This window comes from Pseudomonas sp. H3(2019) (assembly GCF_007713465.1).
In the GTDB taxonomy this organism is placed as follows: Bacteria; Pseudomonadota; Gammaproteobacteria; order Pseudomonadales; family Pseudomonadaceae; genus Aquipseudomonas.
Map to the genome: position 1 here is coordinate 1 of NZ_VMSG01000005.1, position 17,880 is coordinate 17,880.

18 protein-coding genes and 1 pseudogene are annotated in these 17,880 nt (G+C 59.4%); 8 read left to right on the forward strand and 11 right to left on the reverse strand.

The features are described 5' to 3' along the window. The first annotated feature begins 181 nt into the window (after positions 1–181). On the forward strand, positions 182–841 hold the full coding sequence (locus tag FPT12_RS06860) for an isoprenylcysteine carboxylmethyltransferase family protein (protein WP_145015220.1): 660 nt from the start codon (positions 182–184) through the stop codon (positions 839–841). A gap of 37 nt (positions 842–878) precedes the next feature. On the opposite strand, the pseudogene FPT12_RS06865 reads toward FPT12_RS06860, so the two are convergent. Continuing rightward, a pseudogene (locus FPT12_RS06865) lies at positions 879–1,074 on the reverse strand (DUF1615 family protein); the annotation flags it as partial. A gap of 106 nt (positions 1,075–1,180) precedes the next feature. Here FPT12_RS06865 and FPT12_RS06870 point away from each other — a divergent pair. Further along, positions 1,181–2,710, forward strand: coding sequence for an FAD-dependent oxidoreductase (locus FPT12_RS06870; RefSeq protein ID WP_145015221.1), 1,530 nt, complete (start codon positions 1,181–1,183; stop codon positions 2,708–2,710). A gap of 18 nt (positions 2,711–2,728) precedes the next feature. Here FPT12_RS06870 and hemB read toward each other — a convergent pair whose 3' ends face one another. Then, on the reverse strand, positions 2,729–3,703 hold the full coding sequence (gene hemB, locus FPT12_RS06875) for a porphobilinogen synthase (RefSeq protein WP_145015222.1): 975 nt from the start codon (positions 3,701–3,703) through the stop codon (positions 2,729–2,731). Positions 3,704–3,956: 253 nt separating this feature from the next. Then, positions 3,957–4,655 (reverse strand): glutathione binding-like protein, encoded by a 699-nt coding sequence (locus tag FPT12_RS06880; RefSeq protein ID WP_145015223.1) that lies wholly within the window; start codon positions 4,653–4,655, stop codon positions 3,957–3,959. Between the two features lie 328 nt (positions 4,656–4,983). Between FPT12_RS06880 and FPT12_RS06885 the strand changes: the two genes are divergently transcribed. Together FPT12_RS06885 and FPT12_RS06890 are read left to right on the forward strand one after the other, a co-directional pair. Continuing rightward, positions 4,984–5,658: a histidine phosphatase family protein gene (locus tag FPT12_RS06885; RefSeq protein WP_145015224.1), complete on the forward strand. Its 675-nt coding sequence runs from the start codon at positions 4,984–4,986 to the stop codon at positions 5,656–5,658. 91 nt (positions 5,659–5,749) lie between these two features. After that, positions 5,750–6,805 carry a permease gene (locus FPT12_RS06890; protein ID WP_145015225.1) on the forward strand — a complete coding sequence of 352 codons (1,056 nt, stop codon included), beginning with the start codon at positions 5,750–5,752 and terminating at the stop codon, positions 6,803–6,805. A 43-nt stretch (positions 6,806–6,848) separates the two neighbouring features. On the opposite strand, the gene mnmH is transcribed toward FPT12_RS06890, so the two are convergent. Next, positions 6,849–7,946, reverse strand: coding sequence for a tRNA 2-selenouridine(34) synthase MnmH (gene mnmH, locus FPT12_RS06895; protein WP_145015226.1), 1,098 nt, complete (start codon positions 7,944–7,946; stop codon positions 6,849–6,851). Further along, positions 7,946–8,980, reverse strand: coding sequence for a selenide, water dikinase SelD (selD, locus tag FPT12_RS06900; RefSeq protein ID WP_145015227.1), 1,035 nt, complete (start codon positions 8,978–8,980; stop codon positions 7,946–7,948). Before selD ends, mnmH begins: the two co-directional genes overlap by 1 nt. Before the next feature lie 269 nt (positions 8,981–9,249). Between selD and FPT12_RS06905 the strand changes: the two genes are divergently transcribed. Then, positions 9,250–10,206, forward strand: coding sequence for a nucleoside-specific channel-forming protein Tsx (locus FPT12_RS06905; protein WP_145015228.1), 957 nt, complete (start codon positions 9,250–9,252; stop codon positions 10,204–10,206). A gap of 42 nt (positions 10,207–10,248) precedes the next feature. After that, positions 10,249–11,283, forward strand: a complete 1,035-nt coding sequence (locus FPT12_RS06910) for a purine nucleoside permease (protein ID WP_145015229.1) — start codon at positions 10,249–10,251, stop codon at positions 11,281–11,283. A 132-nt stretch (positions 11,284–11,415) separates the two neighbouring features. Here the strand turns inward: FPT12_RS06910 and FPT12_RS06920 are convergent, their stop codons facing one another. The 4 genes from FPT12_RS06920 to FPT12_RS06935 form a co-directional block, all read right to left on the reverse strand. Then, positions 11,416–12,372: a zinc-binding alcohol dehydrogenase family protein gene (locus FPT12_RS06920; RefSeq protein WP_145015231.1), complete on the reverse strand. Its 957-nt coding sequence runs from the start codon at positions 12,370–12,372 to the stop codon at positions 11,416–11,418. A gap of 30 nt (positions 12,373–12,402) precedes the next feature. Next, positions 12,403–12,576: a DUF1427 family protein gene (locus FPT12_RS06925; protein WP_145015232.1), complete on the reverse strand. Its 174-nt coding sequence runs from the start codon at positions 12,574–12,576 to the stop codon at positions 12,403–12,405. A gap of 93 nt (positions 12,577–12,669) precedes the next feature. After that, on the reverse strand, positions 12,670–13,458 hold the full coding sequence (locus tag FPT12_RS06930; protein WP_145015233.1) for a helix-turn-helix domain-containing protein: 789 nt from the start codon (positions 13,456–13,458) through the stop codon (positions 12,670–12,672). Between the two features lie 116 nt (positions 13,459–13,574). Then, entirely contained in the window at positions 13,575–13,742 is a 168-nt protein-coding gene (locus tag FPT12_RS06935) for a metallothionein (RefSeq protein WP_123582880.1), read from the reverse strand. A 315-nt stretch (positions 13,743–14,057) separates the two neighbouring features. Here FPT12_RS06935 and FPT12_RS06940 point away from each other — a divergent pair, with 315 nt between their 5' ends. After that, on the forward strand, positions 14,058–14,636 hold the full coding sequence (locus tag FPT12_RS06940) for a hypothetical protein (RefSeq protein ID WP_145015234.1): 579 nt from the start codon (positions 14,058–14,060) through the stop codon (positions 14,634–14,636). Between the two features lie 9 nt (positions 14,637–14,645). On the opposite strand, the gene FPT12_RS06945 is transcribed toward FPT12_RS06940, so the two are convergent. Further along, positions 14,646–15,356 (reverse strand): alpha/beta hydrolase, encoded by a 711-nt coding sequence (locus FPT12_RS06945; RefSeq protein ID WP_145015235.1) that lies wholly within the window; start codon positions 15,354–15,356, stop codon positions 14,646–14,648. 461 nt (positions 15,357–15,817) lie between these two features. Beyond that, complete coding sequence (locus FPT12_RS06955; protein ID WP_145015237.1) at positions 15,818–16,930, reverse strand: succinylglutamate desuccinylase/aspartoacylase family protein; 1,113 nt, start codon at positions 16,928–16,930, stop codon at positions 15,818–15,820. Positions 16,931–17,068: 138 nt separating this feature from the next. On the opposite strand from FPT12_RS06955, the gene FPT12_RS06960 reads away from it, so the two are divergent. Further along, the gene (locus tag FPT12_RS06960; RefSeq protein WP_145015238.1) at positions 17,069–17,722 is read left to right on the forward strand and encodes a type 1 glutamine amidotransferase; all 654 of its coding nucleotides are present in this window, start codon (positions 17,069–17,071) and stop codon (positions 17,720–17,722) included. Positions 17,723–17,880: the final 158 nt, after the last annotated feature.

The following is a 17,880-nucleotide window of genomic DNA, read 5'->3' on the forward strand; positions in this document are numbered from 1 at the left end:
GTTTACCAAGGAGTTTTCCGTTTCGAGTGCGCCGGAAGTGGGGCGAATTATAGACGTCCAGAATCTGCCGTCAACACTTAATTTAGTTTTTCTATCCTGACGGGTGTAGGCGGCCGATCAGGCACCCTAATCCGTCTGGTCCCACTACGCTTAATAGAGTCGACCCAACGAGCTCCCCGCCATGAAGATCTCCCTGAAGCTGGCCGTGTTCAGCATTGCGGCAATCCTGGTCTATCTCGGACTCGCCATTCTGGGACTGGGTGGCTTTACCGCGTTTTTCTCACATCCAGCCCTGGTGGTCATTGCCCTTGCGACGCTGTTGATGGTGGGACTTTCGCTGCTCAGCGAAGTCAACTTGAGTTCCGGGGTACGTGAAGACCGGGCCAACCGGTGGGTGCTGCCAGTATTTGGGGTGATTGGTCTGTTGTCCGCGTTCGTACCGGCCTATACCGATCGGATAGACGTCTGGACCTTTGATGGCGAAGGCATACGCTGGGTTGGCGCGGCACTATTCATCGCGGGTGGCGCATTGCGGATCTGGCCCGTTTTTGTACTCGGCAAACGCTTCAGTGGCCTGGTCGCCATTCAGCCCGGGCATACGCTGGTGACTGACGGTATCTACCGAACGCTGCGTAACCCGAGTTATCTCGGTTTGCTGATCAACGCGCTGGGCTGGGCGCTGGCCTTTCGCTCCAGTGTCGGGATCGTGCTCATCCTCCTGCTGCTCCCTGCCCTCATCGCCCGCATAAACGCCGAAGAAGACCTGTTGCGCAGTGAGTTTGGTGCTGAGTACGAGGCTTACTGCTCAAAGACCTGGCGACTCATCCCCGGGCTCTACTGAGATAAGCGCCCGGTACTTGTACAGCCGACGTTTATCTCTAGCCCGCCGACGCTCGCGTCATATCGCGCTGATAACGCTCGTCGACACGCTTGGCGAACCAGACCGTGGTGAGTTTTCGTGTGATTTTCGGGCTTTGCAACTGGATACCCGGCAGAACCCGCCCTGGACAGTGGTTTGCCCTCAGCCGTTTCCGCCAGCTCGAACACCTTCTTATATAGCTTGCTGTCTTCAAAGTAGCGGACTAAATGCGCGATGCGCCGGGGGAACAAGCACCTCGGTCAATCGGATCTAAACTGGATACACCCCTGTTCAGCGGGACTCTCGACCGAGGGCAACGACATGAACCGCAGCGATGTACTGATCGTTGGCGCCGGCCCCACAGGACTGGTCCTGGCGCTTTGGCTCAGCAAGCTTGGCATCCGGGTGCGCATCCTCGACAAGACCAGCGCACCCGGCACCACTTCTCGCGCCCTGGCGGTTCAGGCTCGTACGCTGGAGTTGTACCGTCAGCTTGACCTCAGCCAGGCCGTGGTGCAGAACGGCCACAAAGTACCGGCAGTAAATCTGTGGGTCAAAGGCGAACCGGTTGCCCGGCTACCCTTCGAGGATATCGGCAAAGACCTCACCCCTTACTCCTTCCTGGAAATCTACCCACAGGACGAGCACGAGCGGTTATTGATAGAACGCCTGGAGAAGTTCGGCGTGGTGGTCGAGCGCAACACCGAACTGACCGGCTTCAGCGAACATGGCGGCACTATCACCGCGCAGTTACTCATGCCCGACGGGCAGGAGCATACCTGTCAGACCTGCTACCTGGCGGGTTGTGACGGCGCTCGCTCTACCGTACGCAAGACACTCGACATTGGCTTCCCCGGTGGCACCTATCAGCAAGTGTTTTATGTCGCCGACGTCGAGGCCTCTGGTCCGGTGTTCAATGGTGAATTGCACGCAGACCTTGATGAGGCAGACTTTCTGGCGGTTTTTCCGTTGGCCAGCGAAGGCCATGCACGACTGATAGGTACGGTACGCGACGAACGCGCGGAACAGGCCGAAACCCTGAAGTTTGAAGATGTCAGCAGCCGGGCCATCGAACACCTGAAGGTTCAGGTACACAAGGTCAACTGGTTTTCGACCTACCGGGTCCATCACCGGGTGGCGGATACCTTCCGCTTCGGGCGCGCCTTTTTGCTCGGTGACGCCGCCCATGTGCACAGCCCCGCCGGCGGCCAGGGCATGAACACTGGTATTGGCGATGCGATCAACCTCGCCTGGAAACTCGCAGCCGTTCTCAATGGAGCAGCCAACGACAAACTGCTCGACAGTTATGAAGTCGAACGCATGGCCTTTGCCCGGCGACTGGTGGCAACCACCGACCGGGTGTTCAATTTTGTCTCTGCTGAAGGCCCAATGGCCGATCTGATACGCACCCGCGTTGCACCATTTCTGTTGCCCAAAATGGTCTCATTTGAACTGGCACGCGAATATCTATTTCGCACGGTGTCGCAAATCACCCTGAACTATCGCGGGATGCCCCTGAGCGAGGGGCATGCGGGCGATGTCTTCGGTGGTGATCGCCTGCCCTGGGCGCATGACAGTGAGACCGATAATTTCGACAGTCTGACAAGCCTCAACTGGCAGGTTCACGTGTACGGCGACACCAGCGAAGAAATGCTTGCCTGGTGCGCCGAGCATCACCTGGCATTGCACGTTTTCGACTGGCATCCGACCCACGAAGCCGCCGGGCTGGCGCGCAATGGCTTCTATCTATTAAGGCCCGACAGTTACGTGGCCGTCGCCGACCTGTCCGCCGATCCGAAAGTCATCGAGCGCTACTTCCGGGACCACGGGATCAAACCATTCCTCTGGTAACAACGGCACGCCAGCGCCTTAAATCCCGCTCAACGCCAGGTCCATCGCAAAGTAGGTGAAGATCAGGTCCGCACCCGCACGCTTGATCGCACCCAAACTCTCGCGCACCACGCGGTCCTCATCGATCGCACCGGCAGCGGCACCGAACTTGATCATCGCGTATTCGCCACTCACCTGATAAGCCGCCAACGGCAAACGCGACGCTTCGCGGATATCACGGATGATGTCCAGATACGCACCGGCTGGCTTGACCATCAGCGCATCGGCGCCTTCCTGCTCATCGAGCAACGATTCGCGCACCGCCTCACGGCGGTTCATCGGGTTCATCTGGTAACTTTTACGATCGCCTTTAAGCGCACTGCCGCCGGCTTCACGGAACGGACCGTAGAGTGCCGAGGCAAATTTGGTCGAATAGGCCATGATCGAAGTCTGGCTGAAGCCGGCTTCGTCGAGCGCCCGGCGAATAGCCTGGACCTGCCCGTCCATTGCCGCTGAAGGCGCAATCACGTCGGCCCCGGCCCGTGCGGCGGCGACGGCTTGCTTGCCGAGATTGATCAGGGTCTTGTCGTTATCGACTTCCCCCGCATGCATCACCCCGCAGTGACCATGATCGGTGTACTCGCAAAAACAGGTGTCGGACATCACGATCATTTCCGGTACCGCGTCCTTGCAGATCCGCGCCATACGCGACACCAGACCGTTTTCATTCCAGGTGTCGCTGCCACAGCCATCCAGGTGATGGGAGACCCCGAAAGTCATCACCGACTTGATACCGGCCCGCGCATAGCGCTCGATTTCGCCTGCCAGTTTCGACTCTGGAATCCGCCGCACGCCGGGCATGCTGGTAATCGGCACGAAATCGTCGATTTCTTCTTCGACAAAGATCGGCAGCACCAGGTCATTGAGGGTGAACTCGGTTTCCTGGAACAGGCTGCGCAATTGCGGATTGCGACGCAAACGGCGTGGACGGGCTTCGGGGAACTGGCTGGACATGGGTTTTCCTGGCTGGAGGCCAACGGCCTGGACAAGACAAAAGTCATAAAGGAAGGGAGCTTATGCCCCTCTCCCCCATCGACACAAACGTAAGTTCAGGAACAATTTGTTTCCGATTCGGTAACAGTTTGGCAGCGGGCAACGGGTTGCCCTTCAGTACAACACGGCTGAAGACATCCACTTGCTTGAAGTCATATCGAGACATTGCTCTTCCTTAAGCGTGGTTACGTCGAGGGGGTGGCATTGTTTGCCGTTACTTGGGAATTTCCAGCCCGCGAATCACTGCCGGCCGTGCCAGGAAGCGCTCCAGCACGCGCAATACATTCGGGAAGTTGTTGATCCCGACCAGATCCCCCGCTTCATAGAAGCCGATCAGGTTACGCACCCACGGGAACGTCGCGATATCGGCAATGGTGTAACGCTCGCCCATGATCCAGTCACGGCCTTCCAGGCGGCCGTCGAGCACTTTCAGCAAGCGCTTGCTCTCTTCGACGTAGCGATCACGCGGGCGCTTGTCCTCGTAGTCCTTGCCGGCAAATCTATGGAAAAAGCCCAACTGACCAAACATCGGTCCGATGCCCCCCATCTGGAACATCAACCACTGAATCGTCTCGTAACGTGCAGCCGATTCCTGCGCCAGCAGTTGCCCGCTTTTGTCGGCGAGGTAGATCAGAATCGCTCCCGACTCGAACAACGCCAGTGGCTGATCACCCGGCCCGTGGGGGTCCAGGATCGCCGGAATCTTGTTGTTTGGGTTCAGCGACAAGAATGCTGGAGACAGCTGATCATTCGTGTCGAAACCCACCCGGTGCGACTCGTATGGCAAGCCGGTTTCTTCGAGCATGATCGAGACTTTGACGCCGTTGGGTGTCGGCAAGGAATAGAGCTGTATCCACTCGGGAAACTGCGCAGGCCATTTCTCAATGATCGGGAATGCAGACAAATCGGTCATGGTGAACATCCAGTGACAGTTGAATGGCGACGATGGGGGTTGGTCTCGGCAGGTGCCCGGCCTTCAAGGCGGTTAGATTATAAGCACGACGCTGATTGGGCCAGGTCAATTCAGAAACATTCTGTCGATAACCTTTCCGTCAGCCAACCCGGTCCGCAGATAAAGTAATGCGCGCCGATTCGAATCGAACCAAAGGGCGCCCGTGGACTCCAAGGCTGCCCTTGCGTTAGACGAATCGACCCCACGACATGAAAAGCACTTGAAGCCGCGAGCTCCCGGTGTGATGTTTTGTCAGCCTTAAACGAATGCGCTGAAGAATAATAACTCAATGAAAAAGCTCCTGAACTTCGTTAAAACCCTGAAGCCGCGCACCCTGGTGTTCTGTGCGGCCTTGCTCATGACCTGCGTCCTGTTCCTGGCGCTGGAAGCCAGTGAGAGGCGCGCCCAACCGACTGACGGCACCCAGACCCTGGTGTTTTTACGCCACGCAGAAAAACCCGCCGGAGGTCTCGGTCAGTTGAACTGCCAGGGCCTGAACCGTGCGATCAAACTGGCAGAGCTACTGCCAGAAAAGTTCGGCAAGGCCAATTACGTGTTTGCCGCCAATCCGACACGCAATGTCGAGGAAGGCGAGTTCGACACCTCCTACAGCTACCTCCGACCGCTGCTGACCATCAGTCCCACCGCAATCAAACTCGGGCTGCCGGTGAACATCGAGTTCTCTGCCAACGACATCAGCGATCTGGCCGACGAACTGCTTCACGCCAAGTACCGCAACTCGATCATCTACACCGCCTGGTCCCACGGCTATCTGCCGGATTTGATCAACAAGGTGGCGCAAGAGGCCACCGGTGAAAAACGCCCCCTTCTCGACGACTGGCCCTCCAACGATTTCGACTCGCTGTATGTGCTGACTCTGACCTGGCACAACGGCAAGGTCACCTTGCTCAGTCATCGTTACAAGCAAGAGCTGAACAACGGCCCGCAGACGTGTCCGACATAACAGGTCGGCTTGTGCCCACCGTTTCCGGGCCTCTGGACTAAACTGCACTGGAGTATGATGCCCCACTGTCCTAATTGTCCGGAGCCTCTGTATGTCCAACTCCTTAGCGGTCCCCAACCGGGGCCTGGCGCTCTGGTGGAAACCCGCCCTGTTCCTGCTGGTTGCCTGTATCGGCCTCTACTACGTCAAGTGGTCGCCCTACTACCTCAAGGCATTTGTGGCCGCCGACAGCCACAGCATCGGCGCCTCGATCCTCAACGATGAACAAACCGCGCCACTCACCGCTGCACTGGTGTACGCCAGGGTGTACTTCCTGGCGATCTGGAAAGCGGCCGTACTGGCGGTGATTCTGGGTTCGCTGTTGCAGGTATTGATTCCGCGAGACTGGCTGCTGCGCTTGTTCGGCCGTGCCGGTTTTGCTTCAACCTTGCGCGGCGGCTTGTTCGCCTTGCCAGGCATGATGTGCACCTGCTGCGCCGCCCCCGTGGTGTCCGGCATGCGCCGTCAGAACGTCTCGGTGGGTGCGGCATTGGCATTCTGGATTGCCAACCCGGTACTCAACCCGGCAACACTGGTATTCATGGGTTTTGTACTCGGCTGGGGTTTTACCGCACTGCGGCTGGTGGCAGGGATTGTGCTGGTGCTGGGTGTTTCGTTGGTCGCCCAACGCATTTCGCGCCCTGAGTACATGCCGGAAGCGGCGCTGGAAGCCGTGGCCGAAGCGACCCGCACAACCGACGCACAATCTTTCCTGAGCCGCTGGGCGCGGACCTTGTGGCAATTGTTCTGGACCACTATTCCGATCTACGTGCTGGCAGTACTGGTTCTGGGCGCTGCCCGGGTCTGGCTGTTCCCGCACGTTGACGGCGCGATGGCCAACAGCTTGCTATGGCTGATACCGCTGGCCATCGTCGGCACGCTGTTCATGATCCCCACCGCAGCGGAAATCCCCATCGTGCAAACCATGATGACCCTGGGGTTGGGTACCGCTCCGGCCGTGGCGCTACTCATGACTTTGCCGAGCATCAGTCTGCCGTCACTGCTGATGCTGCGTAAGGATTTCGACACCCGGGTGCTGGTAACCGTGGCCGTGCTGACCATGCTGGTTGGCGTAATCTGCGGCCTGATCGGCGCGTTGGTGCTCTAAAGGGAATTGCAGGCGCTGGTTAACCAGCGCCTGCGTCTCGATCTTAACGATTACTGCGCTCACGCAAGTACTCGAGCACCGCAGCTTCCTCACCCACAAACTCGATTCGGTCGCCTTTCTTCTCGCGCTGGAAGGCGTACATCGGGTCGTAATACTCGTTCAACAAACCTTCGATCCAGCCACGGTGCAAGTCCACTGCACCGCTGCGTGCCTGCTCGGCCAACGCGGCCTCCATCAAATCGAACATGCGCTGATGACGCTCGCCACCCAGGCGCTTGCTGATATTGTTGAGGCTTGCCAGCAAACGCTCGGAGAACTGTGCAAACCCCTCGTCGCCATGTACAGCGATGAATTCGGCGCAGAGATTCACCACGTAATCGCGCAGGATCCGCTCGACCCGGTCTTGCAGGCTGTCTTCGAGCCAGACCATCGGGAAACGTTGCATGCCCTGATACAGCGGCAGTGGCAAGGCACAGCTACCGACCATACGGCTTTCATCTTCGAGCACGAACTGTTCGATGCCACGGGCACGCTTTTTCAGCACGTCGACGGCCAGGCGGTTCTCGAAGTCGATGTTAGTGGGCTGACCGGTCGCACGCTTGCCAAAGCTGGAACCGCGATGATTGGCGTAACCTTCAAGGTCCAGACCATTGCTCAAACGGGTGAGGACATCGGTTTTACCGGTGCCGGTCATGCCGCCGAGCAAGACGAAGTCGCACTGCTCGACCGCTTGATCGACCGTTTCCAGCAGAAAAGTCCGCATCGCCTTGTAGCCGCCACTGACCCGAAGGTAGTCGATGCCGGCCTCGTCCTTGAGCCATTGCTGGACGATCTGCGAACGTAAACCGCCGCGAAAGCAATACAGGTAACCGTCGGGGTTGGCCCGGGCAAAATCAGCCCAGGCCTGGATGCGCGCAGACTTTATCTCGCCGCGCACCAACTGATGCCCGAGCACAATGGCGGCCTGCTGACCGTGCTGTTTGTAGCAAGTGCCGACCCGCTGGCGCTCGTTGTCCGTCATCAGCGGCAGGTTGATCACCCCAGGGAACGACCCCTTGGTGAACTCGACTGGCGCGCGGACATCCATCATCGGCCGGTCGTTGAGGAAGATGTCGCGGTAATCAGTGAAATCGATAAGCATCAAATCACCTCTACCGCGTTGCTCTGTCGCTCAACCAGTTCACCGATCGGCGCCAGGTTCAGACCCAGCTCAGCGGCAACAGCGAGAAACTGCTCGTTGCCCTCGGGCGTCACGGCAACCAGCAAACCACCGCTGGTCTGCGGATCGCACAACACGCGCTTGTGCAGTTCCTGTACACGTCCAACCTTGTTGGCGTAGCTGTCGAAATTACGCAGGGTACCGCCCGGCACACAGCCTTGATCAAGGTAGTACTCGACGCCCGGCAAACGTGGCACACGATCGTAATAAATGCGCGCGGTCACAGCACTGCCATCGGCCATTTCCACCAGATGCCCCAGCAACCCGAAACCGGTGACGTCGGTCATGGCGGTCACGCCGTCGAGTTTGCCGAAACGGCTACCGGGTTTGTTCAGTCTGCACATCCAGTCACGGGCCAGGCCGACGTCGCTGGCGCGCAGCTTGCCCTTCTTCTCGGCGGTGGTGAGGATGCCGATGCCCAGCGGTTTGGTGAGGTACAGCAAGCAACCGGCGGTGGCCGTGTCGTTGCGCTTCATGTGGCGCTTTTGCACGAGCCCGGTAACCGCCAGGCCGAAGATCGGCTCCGGCGCATCGATCGAATGCCCGCCGGCCAACGGGATACCCGCCTCATCGCAGACCGAACGGCCGCCGCGAATCACTTCCCGGGCAATCTCCGGCGCCAGCACGTTGACCGGCCAGCCAAGGATCGCAATCGCCATCAACGGATCACCGCCCATCGCGTAGATATCGCTGATGGCATTAGTGGCGGCGATGCGACCGAAATCGAACGGATCATCGACAATCGGCATAAAGAAGTCAGTGGTCGATACCACGCCACGCTCGTCGTCGATGGCATACACCGCCGCATCGTCGCGCGATGCGTTACCCACCCAGAGCTTAGGGTCGAGATTCTGCGCGCCGCTGCCGGCCAGAATCACCTCCAGCACCTGAGGTGAAATCTTGCAGCCACAACCTGCGCCGTGGCTGTACTGGGTCAGGCGAATCGGCTCGCTCATGGGGGGCACCTCTGGAATTCAAGTTCAACAATTCTAACAGAGCACAGCGTAAGCGCTGACTGAGCCTGCCCCCGCTTTCGAGCAGACACGCTCGCCGAGGAGGCAAATTGCTAACCAAAACGTCAGCTAATTCACAAAATTCTCCTTTATTTCAATCGCCTGTTCCAAGTTGGTCCGCAACATGCAAACGTTTGCGTCAGTAACGTGAACGCTTGATCAATGCATGAGCGCTCACGTTCAGCCAACCACTGCACGAACAGGGATTTTCAATGCACGCCACTTCCAGACGCACCGCGTCCTGCCCCACTGTTGCTGTTTCCTTGCTACTAAGCGCCGTTACGGGACTACTCAGCTCCGCGACCCTGGCTCAAGAAAAAACCGTTGATGAATCCGCCCAAGGCGAGACGCTCAGCGCCGAAGCCAGCCCACCGAAAAAAGGCGCGTACTTGTCGGACTGGTTCAATCAGGACCTGACGCTGATTGGTAGCAAGGACATCAGCTTCGGCCCGCAACCGGCTGACGACGTTTACCTGGAATACGAGTATTTCGGGCGCAAGGGGCCATTCGAACTGTACGGCTACATTGATGCCCCGAAGATCCTCGGCATCGGCAACAGCCATGACAAAGGTGCCTGGGACCACGGTTCGCCGTTGTTCATGGAGCACGAGCCACGTATTTCCATCGACTACCTGGCCGGTCGCAGCCTGGCGGTCGGGCCGTTCAAGGAATGGTATGTCGCGTTCGACTGGATCTACGACCACGGCAGCAGCACCGCCAATCGCGCCAACACGCTTTACAGTGGCCTGGGCACCGACATCGACACCCATTCGCGGGTCAACCTGTCGGCCAACTTCTACGGGCGTTATCAGTGGGAAAACTACGGCGCCAGCAACGAGTACTCGTGGGACGGTTATCGTGCCCAGTTGAAGTACATCGTGCCCATCGACCGCTTCAGCAATGGCGCGTCACTGACTTACATTGGCTTCACCAACTTCGACTTTGGTTCGGACCTGCATAAAGACAATCCGGCGCGCACGGCCAACGCCACCGTGGCCACTAACGTATTGCTCTATTCATTCACGCACCTGCGCTTCACCCTGGTTGGGCGTTATTTCCATAACGGCGGTAACTGGGAGGATGGCAGCGAGTTGAACTTCGGTGAAGGCAGCTTCCGCGCTCGCTCCGATGGTTGGGGTTACTACGCGGGTGTCGGGTATCAATTCTGAGTGGCAAGCTGGTTCGTCATCAACATCTACCAAGGAGGTTCCATGCATACCTTTACACGCCTTTCTCTGTCCGCCGGTCTGGCCTGCAGCGCCCTGCTCTCTTCCAGTGTCTGGGCGGTAGAAGCGCCGATCGCGCCGAAAGTCATGCTGATCAGCATGTTCGCCCCGGAAGCGCAAACCTGGATCGATCGCCTGGAGCTCAAGCAGGAGATCCGCGTACCGGGGCTTTCCGCCGAGTACCCAAGCATTCGCTGCAATACACAGCAGGTGTGCCTGATGGTCACCGGCATGGGCCAGACCAACGCCGCGGCCTCCACGCTGGCATTGGCCCTGTCACCGAAATTCGACCTGCGCAAAAGCTATTTCCTGATCGCCGGAATTGCCGGCATCAACCCGCACCGCGGCACTATCGGCACCGCCGCGTGGGCACATTATCTGGTGGAGTTCGGCACGCAATGGGAACTGGATTCGCGGGACGCCCCCAAAGAGTGGCCGACCGGTTACATCGGCATCAACACCAAAGGTCCGAACGAAAAACCGCCGCTGGACTACAAGACCGAAGTCTTCGAACTCAACCCGAAGCTGCAAGCCAAAGCCTTCGCCCTGAGCGCGAAAGTTGCTCTGAGCGAAAGCCAGGAGTCCGCCGCGTGGCGGATGAAATATCCCTACGCGCCGGCCAATCAACCGCCGGTGGTCATTCAATGCGACACCTTGGCCGGCAATACCTGGTTTTCCGGAACACGCCTGAGCGAACGTGCCGAAGTCTGGACCCGTTTGCTGACGGACAACAAAGGCGTTTACTGCACGACTCAGCAGGAAGACAACTCGACGTATGAAGCGCTGTTGCGTGCCAGCCGTGAAGGTCTGGTGGATATCCAGCGCTTGGCGGTGGTGCGCGCCGGCTCCGACTTCGACCGTCCGTATCCGGGTTACAGCGAAGTCGACAACCTGCTCAAGTACGCCGATCAGGGTGGTTTTATGCCGGCCCTGGAAAACCTCTTCCGCACCGGCAACCCGCTGGTGCAGGAGATTCTGAAGAACTGGTCGGCGTGGGAGAAGGGTGTGCCTGAGGTGTAAATCTGCGCGGTCTTGATCGTTCCCACGCTCCCGCGTGGGAATGCAGCCCGTGACGCTCTGCGTCACAGGGGACGCGGAGCGTCCTTAGAGGCATCCCCACGCAGAGCGTGGGAACGATCAAAATCATCAGCTTCAAGGCAACAAAATCACCTTGTCGCCGCCGCCCTGATTCACCTCGGCATAACGCTCAAGCCCCTCGGCCAGTGGTGACTCCACCAGCCCTTCCGGCAACGGCAACAACCCGTCATCGAAGAACCGACCAAACTGCTCAAGCATCGCCGCGCAGGCTTCGACGCCGTACAGCAACGAGTTGATCCCGACCACCGAACCACCACGGCGATACAGCGCCAGCGCCGGCAGTTGCACCTGCCCGTCGACTGGTGCGGCGATGATTGCGATGCGGCCGAAGGTGGCCAACGCCGCTACCGACGCCGGCAGCCAAAAACCGGTGGTATCGAAAATCACGTCGGCACCGCCCGTGAAAATCGCATTGACCTGAGCGCCCAGCGCTTCCGGTGTTTCCAGTTGAATCGTGTTAAAGCCCTGGGCCTGCAAGGCCTTGACCTGCTCGGGACGTCGCGCCGCCGCCAACACCTGGGCACCGCGAATTTTTCCCAGCGCCAGCGCCGCACTCCCTACCGCGCCGCCACCGATCACCAGTAAACGGGTTTGCGCGGTCACCAGGCTGCGTTCCAGCGCATCCCACGCCGTGGTGTAGGGCACGCCAAGGCTGGCAGCCTGGGCAAAGCTCAAATGTGTTGGTTTGAGCGCGACGCCCTTGGCCGGCAGCTTCACGTATTGCGCATGGGAGCCATCGGCGAAAAAACCCAACTCGCGGCCCGTGCCCCAGACTTCCTGACCGATCAGCGCCTGCGGGCCTTCAATCACCACGCCGGCGAAGTCGCGGCCGGGAATCCGTGGCAGTGTGGTGTAGGGAAAACGTCCAAGCACGTTCTTCACGTCGCTGGGATTCAGGCCCGCAGCCTTGATCTGCACCAATACCTCGTTGGCGCCCGGAACCGGGGTGGGTACCTCAACGTAACGCAGGGCCGCCAGATCACCGGCTTTATCGAATTGCAGTGCTTTCATGGGAGTTTCCATCTGACAAATGAAGGGATTTCAGGAGATCCAGCCAGCGACCAGCTGCCGCCCCATCGGCCACAGCTGTTCTCCGGCCAACATGCCCAGCAACCCCACCAATGCTATGGCCGGTGGCGCGGGCGAACGAAAGTCCAGCGCGCCGTAGAACAGGCCGACGCCAAGACCAATAGCCACTGAAATGAGGTAGTTCATGCTGAGCTCCGTGTAATCGGGGATACACAGAGTCTAGAGAGTGGCCACCAAAGCGATCGGCCAAGTACTTCAGGATTTCGGCCAAATGCACTGCTACGGCGCGGAGCTGAAATCGCCTTCGCGGGAGAACTGCGAGGGTGGAACACCCAGCTCGCGGCGAAACATGTCGCTGAAGCTGCTCGGCGAATAGCCCAGTTCGCGGGCGATTGTGCTGACCGGCACGCCCTGGATCAGCTCGGCGACTGCGATCGCCAATTGCACCTGACGCCGCCATTCGGCAAAGCCCATGCCCAACCCATCCTTGAACAACCGCGCCAGGGTGCGCACGCTGGCGCCGGCATTTTCGGCGTGTCGCTCAAAGGGGATGTCCAGCGACGGTGCGGCCATGACCGCCTGACAGAGATTGACCAGCCGCCGCTCGGCGTTATCCGGCATGGGAATCTTCAACAGCGAACGCTTCGCCCGTTTCAACTCCAGCAACGCCAGCCCCACCAGCGCCTCATAGTAATCCGTCGGCCCACTGTCGCCCTGCTCCACCAACCCGAGAATCAACTCGCGCAGCAAACCGCCGACTTCGATCACCTGAACGCTGCTGTCCAGCGTCGCAGCCAATGCGGGGCGCAGGTAGATATTGCGCATCTGCAGGTCCGAGGCCACACGAATCCCGTGCACCACCCCCGGAGGCAACCAGACCGCCCGTTGCGGTGGTACGACCAATGCTTCGTCGGGTGTCTCGACCCACATCACACCGCTCATCGCATACAGCAACTGCCCCCAGACATGCTCGTGCGGCTCGATGTACCGGCCGCGCGGATAGGTGCGCGCCAACGGTTGCACCGGCACATCGGTGTCGCTGAGATCAGGTGGAGCGGCAAGGGCCATGGGCGGAATCGTGAAAAAGGGAGAAGGCCTCATGGTAACGAGCCAGCGCGATTGCCGCCAGTTGACACACCCGCTCGACGTGGAGCACAAACGGCTCCACGTTCAGGCAGAAGTTTTCAGCCGTGAGCGCCCTTGGCACATTGGCAACCTGCCGAGGTGCAGGCTTCGCCGTGTTCGTGATGCTTGGCGCAGCCTTCGCAGCAATAGTGTTTGCCGTGACGGACAATTGGGTGTTCACCCAGTTTGCAGTTACATTTTGGACAGTCGCAGGTCGTTGCTTTCATCTATCTGACTCCATGCGTGTGGTCGTCCAGAGGCGGCACCAATGCCACACCTGAAGCAATGACCGCACATTGAAAAACGGTTCCGATGACGTGACAGGCGGCCCTCGCTCATCTCTTAGGGTAGTCGATGCAACTTACGACCATGACTGCGATTGAGCGCTCAATTGCACCGCATCCCTGCCTGACTCGCCAGCATGCTCACTGGTCACCTGACCTCACGTCGCCTCTCGCGTACCCACTCACGATCGCACTGGAGTGATCATGGTTGGCCGTGGGATGATCGCCGCCACTGCGCGATTACCCCGGAGAGTTTGCATGTCGTTGAGTAAAAAAGCCGTTGTCCTGATCCTGACAGCGGTCACCAGCTTCGCTGCCGTGAACGTTTACGCTGCCAAGCAACCGGCCGCGAAAACCGCACCCGCACAAAAAATCTCGGCGCTGGGCGGAAAATTCGCGTTCACCCTGCCCCAGGGCTTCATCGCCAACCCACTGCCTGGTGGTGATGCCACCAAGGGCACCGCTGGCGCAACAGGCACCATGTACACCAATCAGGCGAGCAAAACCGTACTGATCATTGCTGAAAATACCTTGCCCAATGGCCTGAACGTCAAAGACAACGACACTGCGTTTCTGGACGAGTCAGTGTCCGGTTTCGCCACTCAGCAACGCGAAGCCTTGCCTGACTTCAACAAGCAGAGCGAAAAAAGCCTGACCGTCAAAGGTCTTGGCCTGCGCCAGATCGACAGCACCGCCACCCAGGGCGGCGGCCTGACGCTCGACACCAGCCTGCTGGCCGGCTCCGGCACACGCATGATGCTGATTCAGATCATCTCCCGCGCCGACGACAAGGCCGGGCATGCGGCACTGGTCAAACAGATCCTTGGCGATAAATAAGCCTTCAGGCTATTGATTGATCCGCAGCAACCAGGCGTTCAAATCCTGCATTTCGGTCGCACTGATGGTGTGGCCGATGCCCGGATAGGCATGAAACTCAGGTGTGAGCGCAATGTTCTGCAACAGGCTGTTGGCCTCGCTGCCATCGCTGTAGGGCAGTTTCAGGTCGGCCGTCCCGTGACCGATGAAAATCGCCAGCGGCTCAAGCGCCTTGTCGACCTTGAGCTGCGACCTCAACACGGGCAAAACCTTGCCACTCAACGCCGCAATCCCGCGCACTGTCTCGGGATGCCGTAACGCGACTTCATACGACATGATCGCGCCTTGGCTGAACCCCACCAGAAACACCTTATCGGCCTCGGTGTGATACTTCTTCACCGCCTGCGCCACGAAATCGACAATCAGCGCGTTGCTGCTATTCAGGTCATCGGTATCGCCGTCATAGGCGCCTTCACCCTTCTTGCGAAACCACTGATAACTATCCGCCCCCACCGCCTGCGGCGCCCGCACCGACAGGTACGTGTACTGCGCCGGCAACTCGTCCTTGATGTCGAACAGATCCTCTTCGTTACTGCCCGAACCGTGGAGAAAAATCACCAACGGCTGATTGCGTGAATCAGGATTGGACTGCTCAAGGTACGGCAACGGCAAATCATCGTTGAGCGCCGCATAGGCAACGGAAGACACCATCAACATCAACATAGCCAAAAAACGGAACATGGACCTTCCTTAAAAATACGACGAACTCGCACCAGAGCCTAACACCACAAACAGCGCTCCCGAAAACCGCCTCAACCACTCACGCCAAGATCAAAAGATCAAAAAATCGCAGCCTCCGGCAGCTCCACAGATTCACCCACCTGCAATGAAGTGGCGCGCCCCACCCACCACTCAACAGGCCGAGCGTTAGCTCGCCTGCCGCTGTTGATCTTGATCCACCCGCCCCTTCGGCAGGCCGAGTGGAGGTGTTCATCAGGGGGTGGACGCGCAGCGCAGTACGCCGGGGCGAAGCGTTTTGGTTCCTTTTTGGCGTTTGAAAAAGGGACTCGCTGTAAGAGCGAAACCGACAGCGGCCATCACCGCAGCAACGGATATGTACACCTGCAAGAGATTGGTCGGCTCTAAGGCCGCCATCGCGAGCAAGCTCGGCTCCCACAGGAGATGAGGCGGCCAGACCAGACTCAATCGTTGACCAACTTGCCAACCCGAATCGTTTCCCGTCCGGCCACCTTCGCCTGCCAGATCCCCGGCTGCGTATACCGCCCGCGATCCAGCGCAAACAACACCCCGCTGGTCCCGGCACACACCACCGTCAACCGATCACTCAACGGATCGACCACCTCAAACAACGCATCGCCCTTCTCGATCCACTCCCCCGCCTCACGCAGAAAACTCACCACCCCGTGATGCGGTGCAAACAGGTACTCCGTCCCCTCGAACGGCATCCCCTCACAGCACTCATCCGGCGCTTGCGGCCACTGCCCGGCAATAAAACCCTGCTCTGCCAGGAACCCGAGGATCGCCTCGCAATTGGCCTGAGCCTGATCAACCCGCGTGTCTCCCATACTCCCCAATTCCAGCGTCGTCGCCAGGTTGGCCGGTGGAATCGCCGCCTCTGGAAACGCCTTGGCCAGCCGCAACCACGGCGACGAACAGGACTCATCGAACGAACTGCCACCGGAGTCTTCGCACAACAACGCCACACCGGCCTTCAACCGCGCCGCCAGAGACCGCCACCGCGGCCAGTGTTGCGGCAGCGCATAAAGATGAATGACCGCCTCGAAATCGCAATGCAGATCCAGGGTGATCTCAGCCTCACAGGCATGCCGCAATAGCAAACGATGCAGGGCTTCCAGCTGTGAAGCCGGAGCCGGCAACCGGTCGAGGACCTGACCCATGGTCTGACGGATCAACGCGATGTTGGCCTCGGCGTCGTTGCCCAACTGCGAACCGATCAACTCCCCCACCGGCCCGCTTAGTTCATAGAACGCCCGGTTGAAATTCTTCCCGCTGCCCAGCTCGAAACGGCCCATGTGGGCGCTTTGCAGATGCTGATCCAGACCAATCGGGTTGGCCACCGGCACCAGTTCGATAACGCCGTTGAGCTGGGCCTGGGCTTCGAGTTCGGTGAGACGTTTTTTCAGTTCCCAGGCCGTGCGCATGCCCGGCAGCTCATCGGCGTGCAGGCTGGCCTGAATGTAGACCTTGCGCGAACCCGCGCCAAAACGAAACACACTGAGGCTGCGCTCGGTGCCAAGGTGGCCCCAGGGCAGTTGATGGTCGATACGTTGCATGGCGGGCTCCTGTGTTGAACTCGTTTGTCTTCAGACGTCTGTAACCGGCCTTCAGAAACGCCTCGTTTTCAGTCAAGATGCCACAGGTTCCGACGGAAAAGCCGACCGTACAACCCTTCGCCACCAGAGAGCCGCGCCATGCCCGAGCAATCGACCTCGCTGAACCTGATCCAACACCACCCCGCCGAAGGCCCGGGCGCCATCGATGACTGGGCCGAGTCCCGAGGGCTGACGCTGAAGGTGTTTCGCGCCGACCTAGGCCAGCTTCCGCCCGCAGGCGCCGCGCCGGTGATCATTCTGGGCGGACCTTACGAGGCGAATGCAGGTCCGCAATGGCTGGCAGAAGAGCGCAAGTGGCTGACCGCAAGCATCGCACAAGGCGCGCCGGTGTTCGCCATTTGCCTGGGTGCGCAATTGCTGGCCCTGAGCCTGGGCGGGAACGTGCGGCGAATGGCCCGGACCGAGACCGGCTGGACCCAGGTTACATTCGCTGACGGGCACGCACTGAACGTACTGGAATGGCATGAGGACGCGATTGATTTACCACCCGACGCGCAATTGCTGGCCAGCAGCACCCAGTGCGAGCAGCAGATGTATGCCGTCGGCTCGACGCGCGTGGGATTGCAGTTTCATCCGGAATGGAACGCCGAGTCGGTAGCGCTGCTCAATGCCCACTTTGGCAACGAGTCCCCCCTGCCCCGCGATCAGGACGACAGCGCCGCTTACCGCCTAGTGTTCGACTGGTTGCAGGCGACGCTGGATGAGTGGCACGCGGCCGCGTCCAGGGCCTAGCAATTCCCCTTGTGGCGAGGGAGCTTGCTCCCGCTCGATCGCGAAGCGGTCGCAATAAAGCTGATGCGTTTATCCTGAAAGAACGCACTGACAGGTTTATGACTGCTTCGCAGCCGAGCGGGAGCAAGCTCTCTCGCCACAAGAACTGACTCGACCAT